Source organism: Litoribacter populi (assembly GCF_007483685.1).
GTDB lineage: Bacteria > Bacteroidota > Bacteroidia > Cytophagales > Cyclobacteriaceae > Litoribacter > Litoribacter populi.
Map to the genome: position 1 here is coordinate 3,475,635 of NZ_VMKN01000001.1, position 23,045 is coordinate 3,498,679.

Below are 23,045 nucleotides of genomic sequence, written 5' to 3' on the forward strand. Positions count from 1 at the left end.
CTATTGAAAAGATGTAGCCCTTTGGGCTATATCTTTTTTATATCTTTAAATTATGAAAGCTAAACCTATGAGGCATTTAATCCTGCTATTCTGTTTTATAATTATTGGACAAACTTCTGCTCAAAATGTATTGGTTGACAAAGTGGAAAACCCTGTTGACTGGGTAAATCCATTGATGGGAACGGATTCAAAACCGAGCCTATCGCACGGAAACGTTTACCCTGCTATAGCTTTGCCTTGGGGCATGAACTTCTGGACACCCCAAACCGGTAAAATGGGCAATGGATGGGCCTACACCTATGGAGCTGACCAAATTCGAGGTTTCAAACAAACCCATCAGCCATCCCCTTGGATGAATGACTATGGCCAGTTTTCCCTCATGCCTATTACTGGTGACATTAAAGTGGATGAAGATGAAAGGGCGAGTTGGTTTTCTCATAAATCGGAGGAAGTCAAACCTTATTATTATAGGGTTTATTTGGCTGATCACGATGTGACTACGGAGATTGTCCCTACTGAAAGAGCCGCTAGATTTAAAATAACATACCCAGACACTAAGGATGCTCACCTTGTAATTGATGCTTTTGACGATGGATCCTTTATAAAAATTATCCCTGAAGAAAATAAGGTGATTGGGTATACCACCAAAAACAGTGGTGGAGTACCAGAAAATTTCAGAAATTACTTCGTCATTTACTTTGACACACCCTTTACCGAATCGCAAGTTTATGAAGGTAATGAGATAAGTTCAGGAAATGAATTAGAAGGAAACCATGCTAAAGCTGTAGTAAGCTTCGATACAGAAAACGGAAAAACGGTCCAGGCAAGAGTTGCTTCTTCCTTCATCAGTTATGAACAAGCCGAGCGAAATTTGCAGAATGAAATTGCTGACAGAGATTTTGAAGAATTGAAAAAGGAAGGAAGGTCTATTTGGAACCAGGAATTGAGCAGAATTGAAATTGAAGGTGGTGATGTGGACCAGATTAAAACCTTTTACAGCTGTTTGTACAGGTCCTTGTTGTTTCCAAGGAAATTTTTTGAATACGATGAGAATGGGGAAGTTATCCATTATAGTCCCTACAATGGCGAAATATTACCTGGCTATATGTTTACTGATACCGGTTTTTGGGACACTTTCAGATCACTCTTTCCCTTCCTAAACCTCATGTATCCTGAACTTAACGCTCAAATGCAAGAAGGATTGGCCAATGCCTACAAGGAAAGTGGGTGGTTACCGGAATGGGCAAGCCCGGGCTTGCGAAATGTCATGATAGGTAACAATTCGGCATCGGTTGTATCAGATGCTTATTTGAAGATCGGACAGGACTTTGACTATGATATAGAGACCCTTTATGAGGCTTTGATCCACGGTGCAAATAATGCGGGACCTCTTACCGCCGTTGGGAGAGCTGGAGTGGATTATTACAACGAGTTGGGCTATGTCCCATATGATGTGGGTATTAATGAAAATGCCGCCCGGACTTTGGAATATGCCTACAATGATTTTACTATTTATAAACTGGCAGAAGCTTTAAACAAACCTAAAGAAGAAATCGAGCTTTATAAAAAGAGAAGTCTCAATTACCGTAATCTCTTTGATAAAGAACATAACCTAATGCGAGGCAAAAATGAGGATGGCACCTTTCAGTCCCCATTTAATCCTTTCAAATGGGGCGACGCATTCACGGAAGGAAACAGCTGGCACTACACATGGTCTGTATTTCATGACATTAATGGTCTCATGGAACTCATGGGAGGCAAGGATGAGTTTGCTGAACAACTAGATAAGGTATTCGAATTGCCTCCAATTTTTGATGAAAGCTATTATGGGCAGGTCATCCATGAAATTCGTGAAATGCAGATTGCCGATATGGGACAATATGCTCATGGCAACCAGCCCATCCAGCATATGATATATCTTTACAACTTTGCAGGACAGCCATGGAAAACACAGCAGTGGGTACGAGAAACCATGGACAGAATGTACAAGCCAACTCCTGATGGTTATTGCGGTGATGAGGACAACGGCCAGACATCTGCCTGGTACGTCTTTTCGGCAATGGGCTTTTACCCTGTGGCACCTGGGACCGATGAGTATGTTTTGGGCGCCCCTCTTTTCCAAAAAATGACCCTACACTTGCAAAACGGCAAGAAAATAGAAATTAATGCCCCAGAAAATAGCGTTGACAATAAGTTTGTACAAAAAGTAACTTTAAATGGGCAAGAATACACCCCATTGTATTTCAATTATTTTGACCTTATGGATGGCGCCGTGGTTAGTTTTGACATGGCTGACCAACCTCTAAAATCTGTACAGGTAAATCAAAATGATTTCCCTTACTCTTTATCGAATAAAACTGATTGAATGCACCCTAATTACTTATTAAATGTACAGCGCAAAAACTATGGGAATAGATATCGGGGGCTCCCACTTCACCTCCGGATTTGTTAACCTTAACCAATTAAAAATATACCCTCAGTCGCTTTACCGCGTAGAACTTGGTTCTGATGGATCGGCTGAGGAAATTATCTTCACTTGGGCCCGTTCCATCGAAAAGGTACTTCATGAAAAGGAGTTCGATGGCACGATTGGAATTGCTTTTCCCGGCCCATTTGATTATAAAAACGGCATTTCTAAAATTAAGACCCAAGGTAAATTCCAGAATCTTTATGGCAAGAACATCAAATTAATGTTATCCGAAAAATTAAACCTGGCACCTTCACAGATTACTTTTGTCAATGATGCCGCATGTTTTCTCCAAGGTGAAATCACCTGTGGTGTGGCCCAAAGCAGCCAAACAGCCATAGGGCTTACCTTAGGAACGGGCTTAGGTTCTGCAATTTACACTTCGGGCAAGTCAAGTGATGCCGCCTTATGGGAAAGCAATTTCAGGGAGGGAATTGCTGAAGACTACTTTTCAACCGCATGGTTTCTTAAACAATTCAAAGACAGAACAGGCCAGGAAGCCCTAGGTGTCCAGGAAATTGCTATACTTGCAGAAGGTAGTGAGGCTCTTAAAAAGCTGTTTGCGGAATTTGGCGAAAACCTCGGTGACTTCCTCTTGCCTTTAATTGAAAATATCAAACCCGACACCATAATTCTTGGAGGAAATATTGCCAAATCAAGCCATCTTTTTCTCCCATCTTTGACCTACTATTTGAAAAAATATAGCGCCTTGGTAGAGGTTAAAGTAACTGAACTTGGGGAGTGGGCGACCATCGTTGGCGCGGCAAGTTTCAGCCATAATCAATCAAAAAAATGAGTCAGATAACAGCAAAAAGTAAATCGAAAAAGGCAGAAAACTATTTTGCCCCTTTAGCGGTGGTCACTCTTTTGTTTTTCATGTGGGGTTTCATTACCTGCATGAACGACATCCTCATCCCCCACCTGCAAGAAGTTTTCACGCTTAAAAACTGGCAGGCTATGCTAGTGCAAACGGCCTTCTTTGGGGCTTACTTTGTGGTATCATTGGGATATTATGCATTCTCGGTTTTGAAATTTGACCCTATAGGCAAAATTGGCTATAAAAACGGAATTGTACTGGGGCTTTTGATAGCAGCCATCGGCTGTGCACTATTTCTGCCTGCCGCCACCATGCTGAGCTATGGTTTTTTCCTTTTTGCCCTATTTGTGTTAGCCTGTGGAATCACTTTACTTCAAATTGCAGCCAACCCTTATGTAGCAATTTTAGGCCCACCTGATGGAGCTTCCAGCCGACTGAATATGACACAAGCCTTCAATTCCCTCGGAACCACCCTTGCTCCTGTAATTGGGGGCTATCTCATATTCCAGACAGTAGGTGAAGGAATAATTGATGCCTCCTCCGTCAAACTGCCTTATTTGGGGTTGTCGGCCACACTGATTGTCTTAGCATTAGCAATAAAGCTTTTCCCTTTGCCAGAAATTCAGCTTAGCCAAAGCATGCATACAAGTTCCCGTCTGTTCAAAAACCGCCATTTGGTGTTTGGAGTCATTGCTATTTTTGCCTACGTAGGCGGAGAGGTAGCTATAGGAAGTAATATTATAAACTTCGCGCGCCTCCCTCATATTGCAGGTCTAAGTGAAGCTGAGGCCAGTCATTTTCTTGCTCTCTTCTGGGGCGGAGCCATGGTGGGACGGTTTTTTGGCGCTATAGCCCTGGCAAGTGGCAAGGATATACAGAAAAGGCTACTCCTGATATCAATTATATTCCTGGTGGCTTTATTGGCAGTGGCATCCATTTATGGTTTACAAGCAGCACTTTATTCAGGCATTTTAATATTGGTCAATGTAGTAGTTTTGGTCATAGGCAAATTCATTCCTCAAAGGACATTATGGCTTTTTGCCGCTGCAGTAATCGTTTTGCTCTCCATAACCATCTTTACAGATGGATACCTGGCTTTATGGGCCTTGATTGCCATAGGATTGTTTAACTCCATTATGTTTCCAACCATTTTCACTCTATCGATCTCGGGATTGGGAAAATCCACCTCCCAGGCATCTTCGATCTTGGTGATGGCAATTGTGGGGGGGGCTATAATCACTCCGATCCAGGGATTGTTTGCTGATTATTTTGGCAGCGTCCAATTCTCTTTCATCGTCCCGCTAGCCTGTTATTTATATATCATGTTTTTCGGAATTAACGGTTATAAAATCAAGAAAACAGATTGAAATGACTTCAAAATTGTCCGTCAAAGCAAATATTTAATTAATTTGCCGCCATTATGGCGAAAAGGAAGTACTCAATCAAGGATATTGCAAATGATCTTAACATTTCGATCACCACTGTTTCTTTTATATTAAATGGAAAAGCAAGGGAAAACCGGATCTCTGAGAAGCTTACAAAAAAAGTCCTTGAGCATGTGAAAAAGGTAGGTTATAAGCCTAATCAGCTTGCCCAAAGCCTTCGAACAGGAAAATCCAAGATCATAGTATTCATGGTTGAGGATATCTCTAACCCGTTTTTTTCTAATATTGCCCGAAATATTGAAAGCAAGGCTCTCGAAAATGATTATAAAATTATATACTGCAGTACTGACAACAAAAAGGAGAAGGCGCAAGAACTCATCAGACTTTTCAAGGGAAGACATGCAGATGGCTATATTATTACACCCACCGAGGGGATAGAGGAGGACATTAAAAGTCTAATGAGTGAAAATATTCCTGTGGTGTTGTTTGACAGATTTTTCCCAGAAGTAGAGACTAGCCACGTCGTCATTAATAATTATCAGGCTTCCAAAGATGCCAACCTATTCTTAATTGCAAAAGGCTACAAACAAATTGGATTGGTTACTCTGAAGAGCACCCAAACTCAAATGGCTGACAGGCTTGATGGATATCTTGATGCCCTGATCGAAAATAATCTAAGGCCTCTCGTCAAAGAAGTAAGCTTCGATGATTTCAATTCAGAAAAAGTAATCAGGGAAATTGAAAAGTTTATCGTGACCAATGACCAATTGGACGCATTGTTTTTCACCACAAACTATTTAACCATCAATGGACTCAGTGCTATCAAGAGATTGAAGCGGAAAATACCTGAAGACCTAGCCGTGGTGGCTTTTGATGATAATATACTTTTCTCTCTTTATGACCCGTCTATTACAGCGCTTGTTCAACCTTTGGACGACATATCCAAAAACCTTATGGATATTATCCTAACCCAGCTAAAAGGAAAGATGGAGGTTGTCAAGAAAGAATTGCCTGCCACACTTTTGGAAAGATCATCAACGGGATAAAACCCTACCCCCCTTCTGCAAACCGCATCTCAGTATTATCCACCTTAATTTTAGTCACGAAGAACACATGTCGGGTGGATTCACGGCCGCTTTCGGTCTGGTATCTGATTTTTTGAGTTCCAGAAAGCAAGTAGTAATTGTCGTACCACCACATCAATGAAAGTGAATGTTCTGGAGTCTCGCGAATCCTTTCATTTTCGTCCAAAAGTTCAATTTCAAACTTTTCGTTTTCCATTATCACATCCCCGTCTCTGATATGGCTAAGGACCAAATCTGTTTTGTTCAAATAGAGATAATAAAGATCTTGACCATCAAAACTGACTTGCCCAAATTTATTATCTGACTCACTGATCTTGTTACCGAGGGGAAGTGAGTTTTCCCATAAAAGCTTCCCTTGTGAATCCACAAACATAAACTGGGCGGCCATATATTTGAACTGAAAATAAACAGGACGGCCAAAGCCCCCTGTAGTCATTCCTGTACCCAATGGAGGATACATACGCTGATGCTGGTTATGGTAGGCTTCAGAACCAGGATAGAAGTTTCTGTTCTGCATGTATCTGCTAGATGAGGGAGAAAAATAATCATTGTAGATTAGATATCCATCATCAATTGCCATGACCTCCCTGGTGGCTAAAACATTTGGAATGGTAATGCTCTTTTCCCGTTCGATTGCCCTTTCCACACTTCTGTTTTTCCTTTTCCGTGCCCGCTCAGGAAGGTAATTATAGAAGTTCGGAAAGTCCTCCATGTTGTAATAATGGTTGTAATACTCTCCAAACTCATTGATATTGGCAAAATAGATACCTTGAAACGCGTCTCTTTTGCGAAGACCATAAGGACCAAACATTGCCTGTCTGTAAGCGTTTGGCTCAGTAAGTACAGCCTCCAAAATCTCGAACTTAGGATCATCAAGTTTGTCAATTTTCACCTCTCTAAGTTTCTGTCCATCCAAATCAAATGTCAGCACTGAAATGAGCTTATTTTTATACATATCCCGCCGGCTCATTACCACATCAAATACCTCGAATTCAGATTGCTTTTGGAGTTGTATTATTTTAGCATCATTAGAATAGATGCCTTGTAGAGTAAATACACTTTCCTCTTCAATGTCAAAAACCTGTACCACCGGACGGGACTCCAAAAGCCCCATCATAATCGCTCTTTGATCCAGCACTTGGAAATCCTGGAGGTCTATCTGCAAGGTATTACCTACATCAAACTTATCGAGTGCGGAGTTTTCTAAGTTAATGCGGAAGATTTTTCTTTCTTTACCAATATTACTCCTGCCAATCAGCAGATATAAATATTCCTCCTCAAAATCATATGCTATCAAGTCATGATAATCTGGCAACTCCACTTCACGCAGTTCCTCTTTCTGTAAGTTGGAGGACCCCAAGAAATATTGAAATTTACGTTTGAGTACCAGTCCACGATCACCTTGCACCCTGAAGCCCAAAACACCACTCCCATAAGGAAAAATCATGAAATTCTCCTCGCTCTGTTTGGTTTCTATTTCCAACCGCTCTATAAATTGAACTTGGGAGAAGCCTTCAAATGATATAAAAAATAAAATTACTACTGAAAATAAGCTTTTCATTTTTCCCCTAATTGTAAAATGTACTCAAATTCACCGGCTGTCAACCCCATCACTGATAAGCGGGATTGCTTGAGCAAAAGCATCTCGGACAATTCCGCCTGACTTTTAATCTCCTGAAGTGAAACCGCTCTATCCAACTTTCTCTCCGCAGCAAGTTTCACGGCGACCCAACCCTTTTCCTCCTTATCCGCAGGATCAGAAAAAGCTGCTTTACTAACTTTTGCCACACCTACCACTTCTCTATGCTTTCCACTGTGATACACCAAAACCGCATCACCCTCTTGCATCTCCTTCAGAAAATTCCTGGCCTGGTAATTCCTGACGCCATCCCATATATCTTCTTTTCTCGACTCGAGATCATCCCAACCATAAGTTTCGGGCTCTGTCTTCACCAGCCAATATTTCATTCCTATATTTTTTGCTTCTAGCTATTAAGATACGTCTTAGGATTTTAATTTGAAACATTTATTGTGGACATTTGCCTTATCCTTCAAAGAAACCCACTTAAAATTGGACAACAAGAGCATTATCAAAAAACTGAAGTTGACCATTCAGTTAATGGAACTTCACGAAGAAAACCCATTCAAAATCAGAAGTTACCAGTCGGCCGTCATTACCATTGATAGAGGAGAAATTAGTCTAATGGAAATGAACCCCGAAGAACTTCAAAAAATCAATGGTATCGGCAAGAGCATCGCCGAAGTCATTCGATCTATTATCGAGACCGGTTCTTTTCCCTATTTGGAGGAAATGTTGTCCAACACCCCCGAGGGGCTTTTGGAGGTAATGCAACTCAAAGGTCTAGGCCCTAAAAAGATCAAGACCCTTTGGAAAGAACTTGGCATCACCTCCACCCACGAACTGATGGAAGCATGCCAATCCGGCCAAGTAGCAGATTTAAAGGGGTTTGGAAAAAAGACTCAAGACACCATTATCGCAGCTTTGGAATTTCAGGCGTCCAATCTGGGAAAATACCTTTATGCGGAAATCGAAGAATTGGCTTTTCAACTTGATGGAAACCTTAAGGAAGTTTTTGGAGAAAACAATGTGGTGCGAGTTGGAGATTTTGCAAGAAACCTGGAGATCATTTCCAATCTTGAGTGGTTGATCAAAACTGAAAACAGGTCTGAAGCGAACACAAAATTGAATGAGTTTGAAGGCTTGACCCAAAACTATAGACTCTCCTCCCCTTTCACCTGGAATGGTCATCTCAATGATCCCGAAATTGCACTTACTTTCAGGCTGTATCCTGAGGAGATGTTTGTAAATGAATTTTTGATAAGAACTTCCAGTCCAGAACACCTTAATTTTCCGGCAAACGATGGGCAAACAATGGCCCATATTTATAGGAAGAAAGCATATACCTCTCCGGAGGAAGCCTATGAAGAAGCAGGTATGCAATATATCCCTACCGAGCTAAGAGAAGGTTACTTTGAAGTGGAAGCCGCCAAGGAGCATAAGCTTCCGAAGTTGGTAGAAAACGAAGACCTAAAAGGCATTCTGCACAACCACAGCACTTACAGTGACGGAAAACATTCCCTTCGAGAAATGGCTGAGCAATGCAGGGACCTCGGATATGAATACCTGGGAATCTCCGACCATAGCCAAACGGCAGTTTATGCAGGGGGATTGGACGTTGCCAAAATTGAAAGACAGCATCAGGAAATCGAAGAGCTTAACAAAGAACTTGCACCATTTAAGATTTTCAAAGGAATTGAAAGTGACATTTTAGGAGATGGAAGCTTAGATTACCCGGATGAAGTTTTGGCGAAATTTGACTTCATAGTCTCATCAATCCATAGTGTGCTAAACATGGACACCCAAAAAGCTACGGCCCGACTGCTTCGAGCGATTCAAAATCCATATACGACAATATTAGGACATCCGACTGGAAGACTTTTACTTAGAAGGGACGGTTATCCAATCGATCACAAAACCATAATCGATGCTTGTGCCAAGCATAATGTGGCTATTGAAATAAATGCAAATCCTTGGAGGCTCGACTTGGACTGGAGATGGGTTCATTATGCTTTGACTCAAAATGTGATGATCGCTATCAATCCAGATTCCCATGATAAAAACACCTACAATCATATGCACTACGGTGTTTTGGTAGGAAGAAAAGGCGGGTTATCCAAGGATATGACCTTGAATGCCCTCGATAAAAATGAAATGGAAGTCTACTTTGAGAAAAGGAAAGCTACAATCAAAAAGTAAATCACTCAATCCAAGATTTGATGAAGTATTTCGATAAAGATGAAAACCTGCTTTTAAAGCGGTCCTTTGCTGTTGGCCTTGCCGGGATTATCCTATGCCTAGTGCCTTTGTACCAAAATTACAGCCCTTTTGCGGCAAATAATATTATCAACATCGTCCATGGAGTGGGGCTTGCTGCCCAAATGTTTGCCTTGAGCATCGCTGTTTTGGTGCTTCGCAAAAGAAAAATTGCGCCTACTATAAAAGAAAAAGCTCAAAAAATGACGTTGATTTTAACTGTGGCCATTATGTTTTTTATCCTGGCTGTTTAATGAAGAGACCTTTAATTATAGCTGCAATACTCATCGGATTTCTTGCAGGTTGCCAAACAGAATATGAGTTTGCCTGGAAAGAGGGAGATATCTTGTTTCAAGACGGGGACTGCGGGGATTTCTGTGAGGCAATCCGCAAAGTTACCGATGGCTATGACGGTAGGGACTTTTCCCACAATGGTCTATTGATGCAAGAAAATGGGGATTGGTATGTCTTGGAAGCTATTTCCAAAGGCGTTTCCCAAACACCCTTGCATGAATTTCTTACCCGCCACACAAATGAAGATGGTTCACCTCGCGTAATAGTGGGGAGGGTAACCGGGGAATATCAACATCTTATTCCCACTGCGTTAAATTATGCCAGAACCCTGATAGGAAAGCCTTATGACTCCGCTTTCAACCTTCACAATGACGCTTATTATTGTTCCGAGCTTATTCACTTCGCCTTTCAAAAGGCCAATCTTGGCAACCCAATATTTGAAATCAACCCGATGACTTTCGAAGACCCTGACACTGGTGAGACTTTCGGTATCTGAGAAAGCTATTTTGAGGATTTGGGCATCGAAATACCAGAAGGGGAGCCCGGACTGAATCCTGGTGGAATGTCGCTGGATCCTGCCCTCACAATCGTCCACGAATTCTAAACCACCTTTAGGCAGGTAGGTTATTGATATTTTAACAAATTTTGTATCGTTTTTGCATAGTTACTGATTTAAACCAATTTCAGTAATTATGAGATTAAACTTAAAAATGCTAGCCATGGTCATCATGGCGTTTGCCAGTTCAAAATTGATGGCTCAGGATACCTATCTCCAAATTGGGGGTGGTTTTGCACTTCCCACCTCCAGTAGCGCAATCGGTGATATCACTACCCTTGGGCCTGATGGTGTCCCCACAAGTATTGAAGCTGTAAACAACAAATTGGGGGGAGGAATACCCATTACGGTTAGAGCTGGCTATATGATCACTCCTAACGTAGGTGCAGATATCGGCTTGAATTATTTAATCGGCAATAAAGTCCCGATTTCTGAATTCAGAGTAGGCGGTGATGTCCTGGCCGTATCCGGGCATACCAGGCAGGCTCGAATTAACCCTGCTATCGTATTTTCCACAGGTAGCGACCAAATTTTAAGCGCCTATTCGAGGTTAGGACTAGTACTGCCAGTAGGTGGAGTGACATCTTTAGAATATCGAGTTCCTGCTTCATTATCCACTAGCGGTAATTCTGTATTAGAAGTGGAAGAAGTCAGAGGACAGTTCACAGTTGGCTTCTCTGGAACTTTGGGTGCTGAATATGAGGTTTACGACCGTTTGAAAATATTTGGGGAACTTGAAGCCATTCACTTAGCCGTACCAAGACGAGTTTCCGAAACGGTGACCTTTAGAGTGGGAGGTCAAGACGGTTTAGATGCATTGCCTACTTACTCAAGAGAAACGAATTATGTAACTGAATTGACCCCCTCTAGCAACAATGCTGAATTTAACCCAAATGTCGACCAAAATCGTCCAATGGATGAGTTGGTAACTACCACATTCTTCAATAGCATCGGAATGAATGTTGGGCTGAGGTACCGCTTATTTTAACCTAAATTGAATAAAAAAAAGGCAGGCCCCACTATAAGGTCTGCCTTTTTTGGGCATAAAAAAAGAGCCCTGTATCAAGACTCTTTTTTTTTCCTAATGCTCAAAAAATCAGACTTTTTTCACATTGATGGCATTAGGCCCTTTTTTACCTTCCTTAAGGTCAAAACAAACTTTGTCATTCTGAGCTATCTTGTCGACCAGCCCAGTCGCGTGCACAAAAATGTCACTTTGAGATTGGTCATCAATGATAAAACCGAACCCCTTTGAATCGTTGTAAAATTTAATTGTTCCAGTAAGCATAATGTAATTTTAAAATATGTGGTTAAATGAATAATAAATGTAAAAATTTATGTTAAATTATGCAAAAAAATATATAAGAAAAACCTTTATGAAGCGACTTTTTCTTTGTAGGCACGGCAAATCCTCATGGGATAAGCCCTTTTTAGCCGATCATAAACGGCCTCTAGCGCCCCGAGGGATTAGAAACTCAAAAGAAATGGCCTATAGATTGGCTTCAAAAAAAATTTTACCAAATTTAATTATTTCCTCTAATGCAGAACGAGCTAAGCAGACCGCAAAGATTTTTGCGGATATTTTAGGGGTTGGTAAAAACAACCTTCAACTCACTTCGGAACTATACCTAGCATCACCGACAGAAATACTCAAACATATCCGCAAAACTTCTTCATCTGTAGATACACTATTCATTTTCGGTCATAACCCCGGATTTACTGACCTGGTAGTAGAACTTGGGGAGGATTTAGAAAATTTACCTACTGCTGGTATTTTTGGTTTTACCTTCGATGTGGAAGACTGGGCTGACATAGGTAAAAAGAACGCCAAAACCTGGTTTTTCGACTTCCCGAAGAACAGACCGGATCAGAATTGACGAACATCTTGCATTACCGATTTAAAATCATCCCGATTGTCAATTAAAAACTTCACTTTTTCAGCCACTTCCTCTGGCGTTGCAAGTTCTTTGTTTTCTTTAAAACCTTTGAATGCCTCCAGTCTGCTGAAACCATTAGGTTTAGCACTTCTAATATCCTTTTGCATACCCGTATCAATGATTCCAGGGGAAAGGGCATAGAACTTTATCTCCCACTTATTCATATCACTTTCCTCCTGTGCAATCTCCGTGTATCGGTTAACAGCTGCCTTGCTACTGGAATAACCCGACCAACCGTCAATGTTTTTTTCTGCAGCTCCTGAGCTGATATTGACAACTGTTTTTATCGCAGGATTGTCCTTATATGATTTGACAAATTCATTCATCAAAACAGCTGGAGCAATAGTATTTATAAGATGGATTTTGGTAATGGCTTCTGCTGAAAGATCTCCAAAATGGGCAATCTCCCCTATCCATCCGGCATTGTTGATCAAAGTTATATTCTCGAAATCTCCCTTAGGAAAGATATTAGCCAAATTGGTTTTTACTTCTTCAAAATCGGAAAGGTCAATTTTCAGGTCTGAAAAATTGGTTGAATCATAATTGAGCCCACTTCGGGATAAACCAATAACCCTATTGTGCTTCTCACTGCAGAAGAGCTCTACCAAGGCCTTACCCAGCCCCTGACTTGAGCCTGTTACTATTACTAGGTTTTCCATAATAAAAAAGACCTGCCCGGTAAGGGGCAGGCATATCAATATTTAAAGTATGTACTGCGATAGGTCTCGATTCTGAACCAGTTGGCTCAACCTATCGGTAACCATATCTTTGGTAATCATAATTTTTGAATTAGCTTCAATCGTGTCGGGCACATCAAACAAGAAGTCGTTGAGCAAGTGACTCATAACGGTATGAAGCCTTCTCGCTCCAATGTTTTCCACTTCTTCGTTGATTTTGAAAGCCAATCTCGCAATCTCATCAATGGCATCATCGGCATAGTCCAAGTAAACTTCCTCCGCCTCAAACAATGCCTTGTATTGCTTTGTAAGCGCATTTTTCGGCTCCTTAAGGATCATTTGGAAATCTTCTTGAGTCAGACTGTTAAGCTCCACTCTGATTGGAAAACGCCCTTGCAATTCGGGTATCAAATCGGATGGCTTGCTTACATGGAATGCACCTGCCGCAATGAAAAGAATATGGTCTGTATTGATCACCCCGTATTTAGTGGTCACTGCGCTACCTTCTACAATTGGCAAAAGGTCACGTTGCACTCCTTCTCGGCTCACATCTGGTCCACCACTGCCTTTTCCGCTTTTGGAGGCAATCTTATCTATCTCATCGATAAAGATAATCCCGTTGTTTTCTGCTAATTGAATAGCTTCTTCCTTGACCTCGTCAAAATCGATCAATTTGGAGGCTTCCTCTTCCATCAGCACTTTTCTTGCCTCGGCTATCGTTAGCTTTCTTTTCTTGGTCTTCTTCGGCATCATTCCGCTGATCATATCCTGAAGCCCAGCCATGCTGGCATCATCCATCATGCCGTTGCCGATCATTCCTACACCTACAGAAGAAGACTGTTTGACATTAATTTCAATTTTTCTCTCCTCAAGCTCACCGTTTTTAAGCTTCTCCCTAAATCTGTCACGGGTCTTCTCATTTAACTCATTCTCTGATGCCGTCTCCGGATTAAAGTCATTATCCCCACTTGTAGATTTAGAAAAAGAAGGGCTTTTTACCGGAGGAATAAGGATGTCTAATATTATCTCCTCGACAATAACAGCAGCCTTTTCCTTTACCTCCTCATTCTTTTTGGTTTTCACCAAGTGAACAGCTTGTTCCACCACATCACGGACCATACTTTCCACATCTCGGCCAACGTAACCAACTTCGGTAAACTTTGACGCCTCCACTTTGGTAAATGGCGCATTAGCTATTTTGGCTAACCTTCGGGCGATTTCAGTCTTACCCACACCGGTCGAACCTATCATCAGAATATTGTTAGGCACAATGTCCTTCTGAAGATCAGACTTGACCATAAGTCTTCTGATTCTGTTTCTCAGGGCAATGGCCACATTCCTTTTGGCATTTTGCTGTCCAATGATATATTTATCTAATTCCGCAACAATCTGTTTTGGCGTTAAATCTTTTATCTTATCCATAATTTTGGGTTCAAATTTCCCCTCATTTAGAGGTTTATGTACTAAGGAACACCTTTGGGCATGCCTTATTCACTTCATTAAACTCTGGTTTCTAGCGCTTCCTTCTCTTTTTCAAAAGTAAACACTATGTGATCCTTCACCTTTTCATCCATAAGGGCAATATCCAACACCTCATCCACATTATCGACGAAGTGGAATTTTAGCCCTTCCAAATAATTTTTGTCTATTTCCTCAATATCTCTCTGATTTTTCTTGCAAAGGATAATTTCGGTAATCCCTGATCTCTTTGCCGCAAGGATTTTCTCCTTAATCCCTCCTACAGGCATCACTTTACCTCTTAGGGTGATCTCTCCGGTCATTGCAACTTTTGCTTTCACTTTCTTTTGAGTATATAGTGAGGCCAAAGCAGTCATCATAGTAATACCGGCCGAAGGTCCATCCTTTGGCACAGCTCCAGCAGGCACGTGGATATGCAAGTCATATTGATCAAATACGCGATGATCAATTCCTAACTTTTCAGCTTTCGATTTCAAGTAAGAAATGGCAGTCATAGCTGACTCCTTCATCACATCGCCTAGCTGTCCAGAAAGGGTAAGCTTTCCTTTCCCTTTACTCAAGGAACTTTCGATGAAAAGAATTTCGCCTCCGACAGAAGTCCAAGCCAACCCTGTCACTACACCTGCCACACTGTTGTCTTGATAAATTTCTTTATCAAACACTTCGCCACCGAGGATTTCTCTCACTAAAGCTGGAGTAATGCGTTTAGAATATTCCTCTTCCATAGCTATGGATTTGGCCACATTTCGCACCACCTTGCCTATATTTCTTTCAAGGCTTCTTACTCCGGATTCCCGGGTGTAGTCCTCCACAATTTTCACAACAGCTTTTGAATCGAACGTAATGTCCTTTCCTTTCAAACCATGCTCCTTACGCTGCTTTGGAATTAGGTGTTTCTTGGCTATCTCAACCTTTTCTTCCAATGTATACCCAGTCACCTCGATAATTTCCATTCGATCCCTCAGGGCCGGCTGAATGCTATCCAACGAGTTGGCGGTAGCTATAAAGAGCACCTTGCTGAGGTCATAGTCCACCTCAAGGTAATTATCAGTGAACGCACTGTTTTGCTCAGGGTCAAGCACCTCCAAAAATGCGGAAGATGGATCTCCCCTGAAATCAGATGAAAGCTTGTCAATTTCATCCAATACGTAAACAGGATTGGAGGTTTTGGCCTTCTTCATGTTCTGGATAATCTTACCAGGCATGGCGCCTACGTACGTTTTTCTATGACCACGGATTTCAGCCTCATCATGCAGGCCTCCTAGTGACATTCGGATATATTTTCTCCCCAATGCTTTGGCAACTGACTTTCCTAAAGAAGTTTTACCAACACCCGGAGGTCCATATAAACATAGAATCGGACCTTTTAGATCGTTTTTCAATTTCAACACAGCAAGGTATTCGATGATCCTTTCCTTCACCTTGTCCAAGCCATGGTGATCCTTGTCGAGAACAGTCTTGGCACGCTTTAGGTCAAAATTATCCTCAGTAAACTCATTCCAAGGGAGTTCGACCATCAGTTCTGCATAATTCAACGCTATCGGGTATTCGGCAGCCTGGGGATTGATGCGAAGGATTTTGTCCAGCTCCTTTTCAAAATGTTTGGCCACTTCTTTTGGCCATTTCTTCTTTCTGCCTTTCAAGCGAAGTTCTTCCACTTCCTTTTCAGGACCTTCCTCTCCAAGTTCAGTCTGAAGAACCTTCATCTGTTGGCGCAGGAAATAATCCCTTTGCTGCTGATCAATGTCAGTATGAACTTTCTTGTGGATTTCGCTTTTTAACTCCAACATTTGGATATCCTTCATCATAAACTCCAGAAGAAGAGTAGCCCGGTCAATGCCATCATTGATTTCCAAAAGCCGCTGTTTGGATTCCACAGGAGCATTAATATTGGAAGAAAGGAAATGTGTCAGGAATGCGGTGTTGTCGATATTTTCAAGTGCTACCTGAGCTTCTCGTGGGATTTCAGGGTTTAAGTCCAGAATTTTGGCAGCTGCATCCTTGAGGGATTCCTCCAAGGCTTCAATTTTTTTGTTACCCTCCGGAAAAGATTCCTCCAAATAATTCACCTTGGCCAAGAAATATGGATCCTCAGTCACTTGTTCGGAGATTTCAAATCTTTTCTTTCCTTGGATAATGATGGTTGTATTGCCATCAGGAAGCACTATCATTTTGATGATCTTGGCGAGTGTACCCACCTGATAAATATCCTCCCATGAGGGATCATCCACGTTGGGGTTGAGTTGGGCGCAAACGCCTATAAGTTTATCGCCCTTCTGAGCTTTTTTGACTAGTTTGATAGAGCGCTGTCTACCCACCGTGATGGGGATGACTACGCCAGGAAAAAGTACTGTATTTCTAACCGACAGAATAGGAATCTCATCAGAGAAATCTTCCTGAGAGATCAAGTCCTCGGACTCATCATCGGTAATGAGCTGAATCAAATCCCCCTCTCCGGCAAAATCTCCTAACATAAGCGATTGGTAAAATTGGTTTTCGAATTTATTCATATAAAAGACAAACTGACAGTTTGACTGCCATGTATAATGTGTAAATGCTTTGTTTTCCCTTTTAGGGCAATTCCCCTATAAAACTCAATGGATATGCCAATGTTCTAATAAACACAAATTGGCAGTCTCGAGGGAAATTACTGACCTAAAAGTGGTTTCAAAAAAACAACTTGATATAAAAAATGAGCTGAAGTCAGCCTTCAACTCATTTTTATTTTCTTTATTTAAATAAGTTTTACCAGCCGGTAAAGATTTTTAAAATATCATTTCCAATGGCGAATACCATTAAGGCCAGCAGCAAGACCATTCCGACTTTTTGAGCGTTTTCAAGAAATCTCTCAGATGGAGATTGACCTGAAATCATCTCATATAGAAGAAAGACTACGTGTCCTCCATCAAGTGCCGGGATTGGCAACAAATTCATAAATGCCAAGATCATGGAAATCAACCCTGTAATACTCCAGAATTTAACCCAATCCCAAGTATTGCCGTAGATTTTTGCCATCCCGATAGGTCCGCTGACATTTCTGGCAGAAACCTCCCCGGTAAACATTCTGCCCAAAGCTTTAGCATTGATTACTACCGCGCTGAAAGCTCTCTCTGTGCCCTTGGGGATGGATTCAATAAACGAATACTTTTCTCTAACAGGCTCCAACAGTGGGTTAAAATATACGCCAATAGTACCATCGGATTTGACCGTGCCACTTAAAGTAATTAACTCTCCTCCACGATCGATCGTCAAATTCGTCTCTGTTGAAGAAAGCTGTTCCAAAGCACCTGAAATATCATTGAAATAAACGACTTCTTGATCGTTAACTGCAACTATTCTATCCTTTGGTTGTACCCCCATTTCGTCGGCCGGGCTTCCTTTGACCACCTCTCCGACTTCCATCGGAGTACGCAGAGAAATAAAGTTGGAAAGTGCATCTTCATTAGAAAAGGAATTTATAAATCCTCTAGGAATATTTACTTTGACCTCTTCCCCGTTTCGAAGCACAGTATAATAACCTCCACTGCTTAAAAGGGCTTCTCCCCCGCTCAAATCATCAAATCTCTTATAGGGCTCACCATTAATATCTAACACCCTGTCTCCATCCTGGAAACCTATTTCTTCACCTATGGAACGTACTTCGATACCATGCTCTATAACTTGGTCTCTGGAATAGTAGGTGTCTCCTCGATCGTAAATCAAGAAAGTAAAGATCACCACACCGGTAATCACGTTTACAATAATACCACCCAGCATTACGATTAATCTTTGCCAGGCCGGCTTGGCACGAAACTCCCAAGGCTGTGGCTCGGGGGCAAGCTGCTCGGTATCCATGGACTCATCGACCATCCCCGAGATTTTCACAAAGCCACCTAATGGAATTGCTCCAATAGAATACTCTGTATCTCCGTATTTAAAACCTATGATCTTTGGGGGAAAACCTATAGAGAATTTCTCAACCCTCATTCCAAACATCTTCGCCGTGAGCAGGTGACCCAACTCATGCAATCCTACCAATATAGATAATCCCAGTAATAACTGGGCCACCATGATCAATGTATCCATTATTTATACTTTACTCTTGATTAATTCTTCAGTTTTAATTCTTGACGTTTTGTCAGTTGCGACAAAGTCGTCCAAAGTTGGATGCTTAACAAAGTCCACCGCATGCATAGTTTCCTCGATCAAGTCCGACATTTCTAGGAAGCCCACTTCGTTTTTCAAAAAAGCAGCGACCACCACCTCGTTAGCAGCATTCAGTACACATGGCGCATTTCCGCCTTTTTCCATGGCATCATAAGCCAGTTGAAGGTTTTTGAAGGTCTTTAGGTCTGGTTGCTCAAAGGTCAGGTTTGGATATTGCAGAAAATCAAACCTGGGAAATGTGGAATCAAACCTATCGGGGTAACTCAAAGCGAACTGTATGGGGATACGCATATCTGGCAGTCCGAGTTGCGCTTTTATAGATCCGTCACGAAATTGCACTAAGGAATGTACGATGGACTGGGGATGAACCACTACTTCTATTTGCTCAGCTTTTAGCCCAAAAAGCCATTTTGCTTCGATTACTTCCAGCCCTTTATTCATCATAGAAGCAGAATCAATAGTGATCTTAGCTCCCATATCCCAGTTTGGATGCTTAAGTGCCTGCTCCTTTGTAACATGATGCAGATAATCTCTATCTCTACCCCTAAAAGGCCCTCCTGATGCGGTCAGTATGATTTTTTCAATTGGGTTGTGAAACTCCCCAACCAGGCATTGAAATATCGCACTGTGCTCGGAGTCCACAGGGTAAATATTAACCCCTTTCTCCCTAGCCATCTTAGTGATCATTTCACCGGCCACCACAAGTGTCTCCTTATTAGCCAAAGCAATACTTTTACCCGCCTCGATAGCTTTGATGGTCGGCATGAGACCTGAATACCCCACTAGCGCGGTAAGTACCACATCGATACTTTCCATTTCCACCACTTGGGCAAGGGCATTTGTACCAGCATAAACTTTTATATCATGGCTGAACAAGGCATCCCGCACTTCATCGTAAAATTGCTCATTGGCAATCACCACTGCATTGGGCTGAAATTTTATAGCTTGTTCAATCAGAAGTTTTGCATTGTTTTGAGCGGTCAGAACTTCTACCTCAAATTTGTCTGAATGACTTTCGATGACCTCTAGTGCTTGAGTTCCAATACTTCCCGTCGAGCCCAATATGGCTACTCTTTTCTTTTCTGACATGTAATTATTAATCTCTCGGACTCAGTTGATTGCAGTTAAAATGGCATTTGCCAGCTAAAAGTTTTCCAATATGCCAACAAATTTACAAGGTTAAAAGACTTTTCCTGTGTTTTTTGACACTTTTTAACGGCTGGGAGTCGATTTGTAAATTATATTTGAAGTCGAAACAGGCCCAAAAACTCTTTTTTAAAAAAGATGTCCGCGGCTTTTTCTTTTATCGTAAATGAAAGCACATTAAGTGGAATTACTCTATAAGGTAAGTTTATGAAAAACATCAAAATTATTCTTGTATCCTTTTTCTCCGGTTTAGGAGGGGCTTGGTTTTTCAATCAGATGACACCCCAAACAGAAATATCCCAAATGGTTTACCCCACAGAGAATTTCTCTCAGCAAGTCAGCCGGGCTGAATTTACTGAACCAGCCAATTACAACCCTCCAGTTTCCTTCGTGGAAGCTTCCGAAAGAAGCAAAAACTCGGTGGTCTTCATCAAAAACTTTTCAGGAACGGACCCCCGTCGGAACAGTATGTTTGATTATTTCTTCGGCACCGGACCAAACCAGCGTGTTAGCACTGGATCAGGGGTCATTATTAGCGGTGATGGCTACATTGTCACCAACAACCACGTAATTGATCGTGCAGAAACCATCGAAGTGGTGCATCAAAAACGGACTTATAAGGCCAAATTGATAGGCACGGATAAGAACACAGACATTGCGGTATTAAAAATAGAGGCCGAAAATTTACCTGCAATACCCCAAGGCAGCAGCCGCGAACTCCGAATCGGCGAATGGGTAATTGCAGTAGGAAACCCCTTTAACCTTACTTCCACGGTTACCGCTGGAATTGTGTCAGCAAAAGAAAGGCAGATTAACATCCTTGGAGGTGATTTTCCCTTGGAGTCATTTATCCAAACAGACGCTCCCATTAATCCCGGCAATTCCGGAGGAGCCCTAGTCAACACTAGAGGGGAACTAGTCGGAATCAATACGGCTATCCTTTCCAGAACTGGGTCCTATACTGGATATGGTTTTGCAGTGCCAGTGGACATTGCCGTGAAGGTGGCCAATGACTTAATCAAATTTGGTGAAGTACAGAAAGCCCTTCCTGGCGTAGATGTGGTAGAAATCACTCCCGAACTTGCCGAGGAAATGAACCTCCAATCCATGGATGGGGTAATCGTTACCCATGTGCAAAGAAACGGGGCAGCAGAAAAAGCAGGCATCCGTAAAAACGATGTAATCTTCCAAATTGAGGACATCAATGTCTCTGGAAAGGGCAGCTTTGAGGAGGCGATCTCCTACTATTACCCAGGAGACAAGATTCAATTTAACTATCTAAGAGGCAATAGCAGAAACGTTGCAAATGTCACCCTACTAAATCTTGAAGGTGGCACAGGAGTGGTGAAAAGGGAATTTTATAGCTCAAATGTTCTCGGTGGAAGACTGGAGGCTGTTAACGCCATCGAAAGGGATCGACTGGACATTGATCATGGAATTAAAATCACAGCTATTACAAGAGGATACTTAAGAGAACTAGGGCTAGCAGATGGGTTTATTATCACGCATATCAATAAGGAACCAGCCACGGATCCTACTGAAATTGGTGAGTTTTTGGAAAAATATAGCGGGCGGCTTCTTTTGGAGGGAGTTTCTCCCAATGGTCAGAGGTTTATGCAATCTTATAACGTAAGGTAGGAAAGTAGTTATAGTAGGCAGTTTGTTCAGATAACCAGCTGAGTTTTATCTCTCTTTGAACCAGTCTTAAATCAATGTAAAACCAGTGTTTAACCAGTCTAAGAAAAGTCTGACATTGGTTAATTAATGGTTTTACATAGATTATAAATACCACTTACACTTAACTATAATTAGGAGATATATACTTTTAACAAAAGTATATGTTCATTTTAACCAAACCTTATTCCCCCTAATGGTTATTCGACTGTACTACCAATAAAACATGTACTTTCTTTGACCCTTGTATTTAAATTTCTATTTTTAATAAAACCCAAATTAAGATGAAAACTCCCGTGGTGAATTGGCACAAAAGACTTAAAGATTTTTCGGACGCGCTTTCTGAATTGAGAGAATATCTGGACGAATTAAAGCGAAAAGGATTCTCGGAAAAGTTGGAGCATAAAATCATACGTTCCTTTGAACTCACCCATGAGATGGCCCTCAATACCATGATTGAATATTTCAGAGAACTTGGCCACACCGGTATCACAGGACCTCGAGACCTCACTGTCGAGGCTTTCCATTCTGACTTGATAGATGATGGGGAAAATTGGCTAGAAATGATAATTGACAGAATTAAAGCCTCTCCCCTTTATAATGAGGACATCAATAAATCATTGATGGAAAAGACTTCAAAGAAATTTATTATCAATTTGGAAAATTTCGAAAGGAAAATGAAAAAGATTGAGGAAGATGCTAGTTAATCCGCCATTTCAAGGTCTGCAAACCAAACCCATCTTTTTTCAACTTTACCATTTTCAAGTTTAATCGTATAGGATTTTGGGATCACCTCAGTCACTTTTGGGAGTATTGTTTTCTTGAAAACCGGTCCAGCAAAACAAAAGGAATGGTATTCTCCATTTTCCCCACAAGGGTCTACAGAGGGAGGTAAGTTTTTTAAAAAATTATTATCCAAGGTGCGCCCCACCCACTCTTCTTCTATTTTTTCTCCATCAGCTGCACATATCAAAGTTTTGAAACCATTATAAAGAAAATCATGAATCAGCCGTTCGGTATTTCTGCCCCATAAAGGAAAAACTCCCTGAAGTGACTTTTTAGAAAGCTGATCCTCTCTATACTTACGAAGATCCTCAAGAAAAATATCACCATAGGCCACGTGATGCACCCCGTCAGATATCATTTTGTCGTAAAATTCCTCCATAGCATTTTCATAAGCCTCATTGGTGGCTTCGCTGGGGAAGAATATTTTTTCTAAAGGAATTCCAATTGCATCAGCTTGCGTTTCTATTAGATATTCGGGTGTCCCATGCAAACCTACCCGTCTGGTTTCCTCATTGAAAGCAGTATGCAAACTCACCACCTCATAGCGCTTGTCCTTTTGGAGTTTCCAAAGTGCAAAAGCACTATCCTTCCCTCCGGACCAGCTTAGAGAAACTTTAATGGGGTTATTTTTTTGAATGTAGGGCATTTTGGGGTCAACTTATTGAAACAAACCTATGGAGATTTTAGCCTGGAAACAAATCTTTTTTATCCAATTGAATAAAGGAAATATCCAGATTACCTGAATATTTCCCTCTTTCTAT

20 protein-coding genes are annotated in these 23,045 nt (G+C 41.4%); 11 read left to right on the plus strand and 9 right to left on the minus strand.

Annotated elements, in window-relative coordinates; translation table 11 throughout:
- Positions 1 to 67 precede the first annotated feature (67 nt).
- The 4 genes from FPL27_RS15070 to FPL27_RS15085 are packed head-to-tail and all read left to right on the plus strand — an operon-like array spanning position 68 to position 5,715.
- Positions 68 to 2,365 carry a GH92 family glycosyl hydrolase gene (locus FPL27_RS15070; protein ID WP_143961875.1) on the plus strand — a complete coding sequence of 766 codons (2,298 nt, stop codon included), beginning with the start codon at positions 68 to 70 and terminating at the stop codon, positions 2,363 to 2,365.
- 40 nt (positions 2,366 to 2,405) lie between these two features.
- Positions 2,406 to 3,263 carry an ROK family protein gene (locus FPL27_RS15075; protein ID WP_185974388.1) on the plus strand — a complete coding sequence of 286 codons (858 nt, stop codon included), beginning with the start codon at positions 2,406 to 2,408 and terminating at the stop codon, positions 3,261 to 3,263.
- Positions 3,260 to 4,651, plus strand: coding sequence for a sugar MFS transporter (locus tag FPL27_RS15080; protein WP_143961877.1), 1,392 nt, complete (start codon positions 3,260 to 3,262; stop codon positions 4,649 to 4,651). The genes FPL27_RS15075 and FPL27_RS15080 overlap by 4 nt, the downstream gene beginning before the upstream one ends.
- Before the next feature lie 53 nt (positions 4,652 to 4,704).
- Positions 4,705 to 5,715, plus strand: coding sequence for a LacI family DNA-binding transcriptional regulator (locus FPL27_RS15085; RefSeq protein WP_143961878.1), 1,011 nt, complete (start codon positions 4,705 to 4,707; stop codon positions 5,713 to 5,715).
- A gap of 4 nt (positions 5,716 to 5,719) precedes the next feature.
- On the opposite strand, the gene FPL27_RS15090 is transcribed toward FPL27_RS15085, so the two are convergent.
- Positions 5,720 to 7,315 carry a transcriptional regulator gene (locus tag FPL27_RS15090; protein ID WP_143961879.1) on the minus strand — a complete coding sequence of 532 codons (1,596 nt, stop codon included), beginning with the start codon at positions 7,313 to 7,315 and terminating at the stop codon, positions 5,720 to 5,722.
- Positions 7,312 to 7,722 carry an EVE domain-containing protein gene (locus tag FPL27_RS15095; protein ID WP_143961880.1) on the minus strand — a complete coding sequence of 137 codons (411 nt, stop codon included), beginning with the start codon at positions 7,720 to 7,722 and terminating at the stop codon, positions 7,312 to 7,314. The genes FPL27_RS15090 and FPL27_RS15095 overlap by 4 nt, the downstream gene beginning before the upstream one ends.
- A gap of 103 nt (positions 7,723 to 7,825) precedes the next feature.
- On the opposite strand from FPL27_RS15095, the gene polX reads away from it, so the two are divergent.
- From polX to FPL27_RS15115, 4 genes are all read left to right on the plus strand, one after another.
- On the plus strand, positions 7,826 to 9,532 hold the full coding sequence (gene polX, locus FPL27_RS15100; protein WP_143962189.1) for a DNA polymerase/3'-5' exonuclease PolX: 1,707 nt from the start codon (positions 7,826 to 7,828) through the stop codon (positions 9,530 to 9,532).
- 20 nt (positions 9,533 to 9,552) lie between these two features.
- Positions 9,553 to 9,843: a hypothetical protein gene (locus FPL27_RS15105; protein ID WP_143961881.1), complete on the plus strand. Its 291-nt coding sequence runs from the start codon at positions 9,553 to 9,555 to the stop codon at positions 9,841 to 9,843.
- Entirely contained in the window at positions 9,843 to 10,379 is a 537-nt protein-coding gene (locus tag FPL27_RS15110; protein ID WP_235893452.1) for a YiiX/YebB-like N1pC/P60 family cysteine hydrolase, read from the plus strand. The genes FPL27_RS15105 and FPL27_RS15110 overlap by 1 nt, the downstream gene beginning before the upstream one ends.
- Positions 10,380 to 10,575: 196 nt before the next feature.
- Positions 10,576 to 11,427, plus strand: coding sequence for an outer membrane beta-barrel protein (locus tag FPL27_RS15115; RefSeq protein ID WP_143961882.1), 852 nt, complete (start codon positions 10,576 to 10,578; stop codon positions 11,425 to 11,427).
- Positions 11,428 to 11,535: 108 nt separating this feature from the next.
- Here FPL27_RS15115 and FPL27_RS15120 read toward each other — a convergent pair whose 3' ends face one another.
- Complete coding sequence (locus tag FPL27_RS15120) at positions 11,536 to 11,727, minus strand: cold-shock protein (protein WP_143961883.1); 192 nt, start codon at positions 11,725 to 11,727, stop codon at positions 11,536 to 11,538.
- A 49-nt stretch (positions 11,728 to 11,776) separates the two neighbouring features.
- Between FPL27_RS15120 and FPL27_RS15125 the strand changes: the two genes are divergently transcribed.
- Entirely contained in the window at positions 11,777 to 12,316 is a 540-nt protein-coding gene (locus tag FPL27_RS15125; RefSeq protein ID WP_235893453.1) for a SixA phosphatase family protein, read from the plus strand.
- On the opposite strand, the gene FPL27_RS15130 is transcribed toward FPL27_RS15125, so the two are convergent.
- The 5 genes from FPL27_RS15130 to FPL27_RS15150 all read right to left on the minus strand — a co-directional run bounded on the left by FPL27_RS15130 (position 12,307) and on the right by FPL27_RS15150 (position 19,767).
- Positions 12,307 to 13,035 (minus strand): SDR family NAD(P)-dependent oxidoreductase, encoded by a 729-nt coding sequence (locus FPL27_RS15130; protein WP_143961884.1) that lies wholly within the window; start codon positions 13,033 to 13,035, stop codon positions 12,307 to 12,309. The genes FPL27_RS15125 and FPL27_RS15130 overlap by 10 nt on opposite strands.
- Positions 13,036 to 13,077: 42 nt before the next feature.
- Positions 13,078 to 14,475 carry an ATP-dependent protease ATPase subunit HslU gene (hslU, locus tag FPL27_RS15135; protein WP_185974389.1) on the minus strand — a complete coding sequence of 466 codons (1,398 nt, stop codon included), beginning with the start codon at positions 14,473 to 14,475 and terminating at the stop codon, positions 13,078 to 13,080.
- A 77-nt stretch (positions 14,476 to 14,552) separates the two neighbouring features.
- On the minus strand, positions 14,553 to 17,042 hold the full coding sequence (gene lon / locus FPL27_RS15140; protein ID WP_143961886.1) for an endopeptidase La: 2,490 nt from the start codon (positions 17,040 to 17,042) through the stop codon (positions 14,553 to 14,555).
- Positions 17,043 to 17,277: 235 nt separating this feature from the next.
- Positions 17,278 to 18,597: an RIP metalloprotease RseP gene (rseP, locus tag FPL27_RS15145; RefSeq protein ID WP_143961887.1), complete on the minus strand. Its 1,320-nt coding sequence runs from the start codon at positions 18,595 to 18,597 to the stop codon at positions 17,278 to 17,280.
- A 3-nt stretch (positions 18,598 to 18,600) separates the two neighbouring features.
- Positions 18,601 to 19,767, minus strand: a complete 1,167-nt coding sequence (locus FPL27_RS15150) for a 1-deoxy-D-xylulose-5-phosphate reductoisomerase (RefSeq protein ID WP_143961888.1) — start codon at positions 19,765 to 19,767, stop codon at positions 18,601 to 18,603.
- A 264-nt stretch (positions 19,768 to 20,031) separates the two neighbouring features.
- On the opposite strand from FPL27_RS15150, the gene FPL27_RS15155 reads away from it, so the two are divergent.
- Complete coding sequence (locus FPL27_RS15155; protein WP_143961889.1) at positions 20,032 to 21,462, plus strand: S1C family serine protease; 1,431 nt, start codon at positions 20,032 to 20,034, stop codon at positions 21,460 to 21,462.
- Positions 21,463 to 21,782: 320 nt separating this feature from the next.
- The gene (locus tag FPL27_RS15160; protein ID WP_143961890.1) at positions 21,783 to 22,205 is read left to right on the plus strand and encodes an HI0074 family nucleotidyltransferase substrate-binding subunit; all 423 of its coding nucleotides are present in this window, start codon (positions 21,783 to 21,785) and stop codon (positions 22,203 to 22,205) included.
- Here the strand turns inward: FPL27_RS15160 and FPL27_RS15165 are convergent.
- Positions 22,202 to 22,930 (minus strand): adenine nucleotide alpha hydrolase, encoded by a 729-nt coding sequence (locus FPL27_RS15165; protein ID WP_143961892.1) that lies wholly within the window; start codon positions 22,928 to 22,930, stop codon positions 22,202 to 22,204. The genes FPL27_RS15160 and FPL27_RS15165 overlap by 4 nt on opposite strands.
- Positions 22,931 to 23,045: the final 115 nt, after the last annotated feature.

What these genes read in the sequence shown, in the direction of transcription:
- FPL27_RS15165 (WP_143961892.1), bottom strand. Translation starts at nt 22,930, where the DNA reads ATGCCCTACATTCAAAAAAATAACCCCATTAAAGTTTCTCTAAGCTGG.
- FPL27_RS15070 (WP_143961875.1), top strand. Translation starts at nt 68, where the DNA reads ATGAGGCATTTAATCCTGCTATTCTGTTTTATAATTATTGGACAAACT.
- FPL27_RS15075 (WP_185974388.1), top strand. Translation starts at nt 2,406, where the DNA reads ATGGGAATAGATATCGGGGGCTCCCACTTCACCTCCGGATTTGTTAAC.
- FPL27_RS15115 (WP_143961882.1), top strand. Translation starts at nt 10,576, where the DNA reads ATGAGATTAAACTTAAAAATGCTAGCCATGGTCATCATGGCGTTTGCC.
- FPL27_RS15105 (WP_143961881.1), top strand. Translation starts at nt 9,553, where the DNA reads ATGAAGTATTTCGATAAAGATGAAAACCTGCTTTTAAAGCGGTCCTTT.
- lon (WP_143961886.1), bottom strand. Translation starts at nt 17,042, where the DNA reads ATGAATAAATTCGAAAACCAATTTTACCAATCGCTTATGTTAGGAGAT.
- FPL27_RS15155 (WP_143961889.1), top strand. Translation starts at nt 20,032, where the DNA reads ATGAAAAACATCAAAATTATTCTTGTATCCTTTTTCTCCGGTTTAGGA.
- FPL27_RS15130 (WP_143961884.1), bottom strand. Translation starts at nt 13,035, where the DNA reads ATGGAAAACCTAGTAATAGTAACAGGCTCAAGTCAGGGGCTGGGTAAG.
- FPL27_RS15090 (WP_143961879.1), bottom strand. Translation starts at nt 7,315, where the DNA reads ATGAAAAGCTTATTTTCAGTAGTAATTTTATTTTTTATATCATTTGAA.
- FPL27_RS15120 (WP_143961883.1), bottom strand. Translation starts at nt 11,727, where the DNA reads ATGCTTACTGGAACAATTAAATTTTACAACGATTCAAAGGGGTTCGGT.
- FPL27_RS15160 (WP_143961890.1), top strand. Translation starts at nt 21,783, where the DNA reads ATGAAAACTCCCGTGGTGAATTGGCACAAAAGACTTAAAGATTTTTCG.
- FPL27_RS15110 (WP_235893452.1), top strand. Translation starts at nt 9,843, where the DNA reads ATGAAGAGACCTTTAATTATAGCTGCAATACTCATCGGATTTCTTGCA.
- rseP (WP_143961887.1), bottom strand. Translation starts at nt 18,597, where the DNA reads ATGGATACATTGATCATGGTGGCCCAGTTATTACTGGGATTATCTATA.
- FPL27_RS15150 (WP_143961888.1), bottom strand. Translation starts at nt 19,767, where the DNA reads ATGTCAGAAAAGAAAAGAGTAGCCATATTGGGCTCGACGGGAAGTATT.
- FPL27_RS15095 (WP_143961880.1), bottom strand. Translation starts at nt 7,722, where the DNA reads ATGAAATATTGGCTGGTGAAGACAGAGCCCGAAACTTATGGTTGGGAT.
- FPL27_RS15080 (WP_143961877.1), top strand. Translation starts at nt 3,260, where the DNA reads ATGAGTCAGATAACAGCAAAAAGTAAATCGAAAAAGGCAGAAAACTAT.
- FPL27_RS15085 (WP_143961878.1), top strand. Translation starts at nt 4,705, where the DNA reads ATGGCGAAAAGGAAGTACTCAATCAAGGATATTGCAAATGATCTTAAC.
- hslU (WP_185974389.1), bottom strand. Translation starts at nt 14,475, where the DNA reads ATGGATAAGATAAAAGATTTAACGCCAAAACAGATTGTTGCGGAATTA.
- FPL27_RS15125 (WP_235893453.1), top strand. Translation starts at nt 11,777, where the DNA reads ATGTTAAATTATGCAAAAAAATATATAAGAAAAACCTTTATGAAGCGA.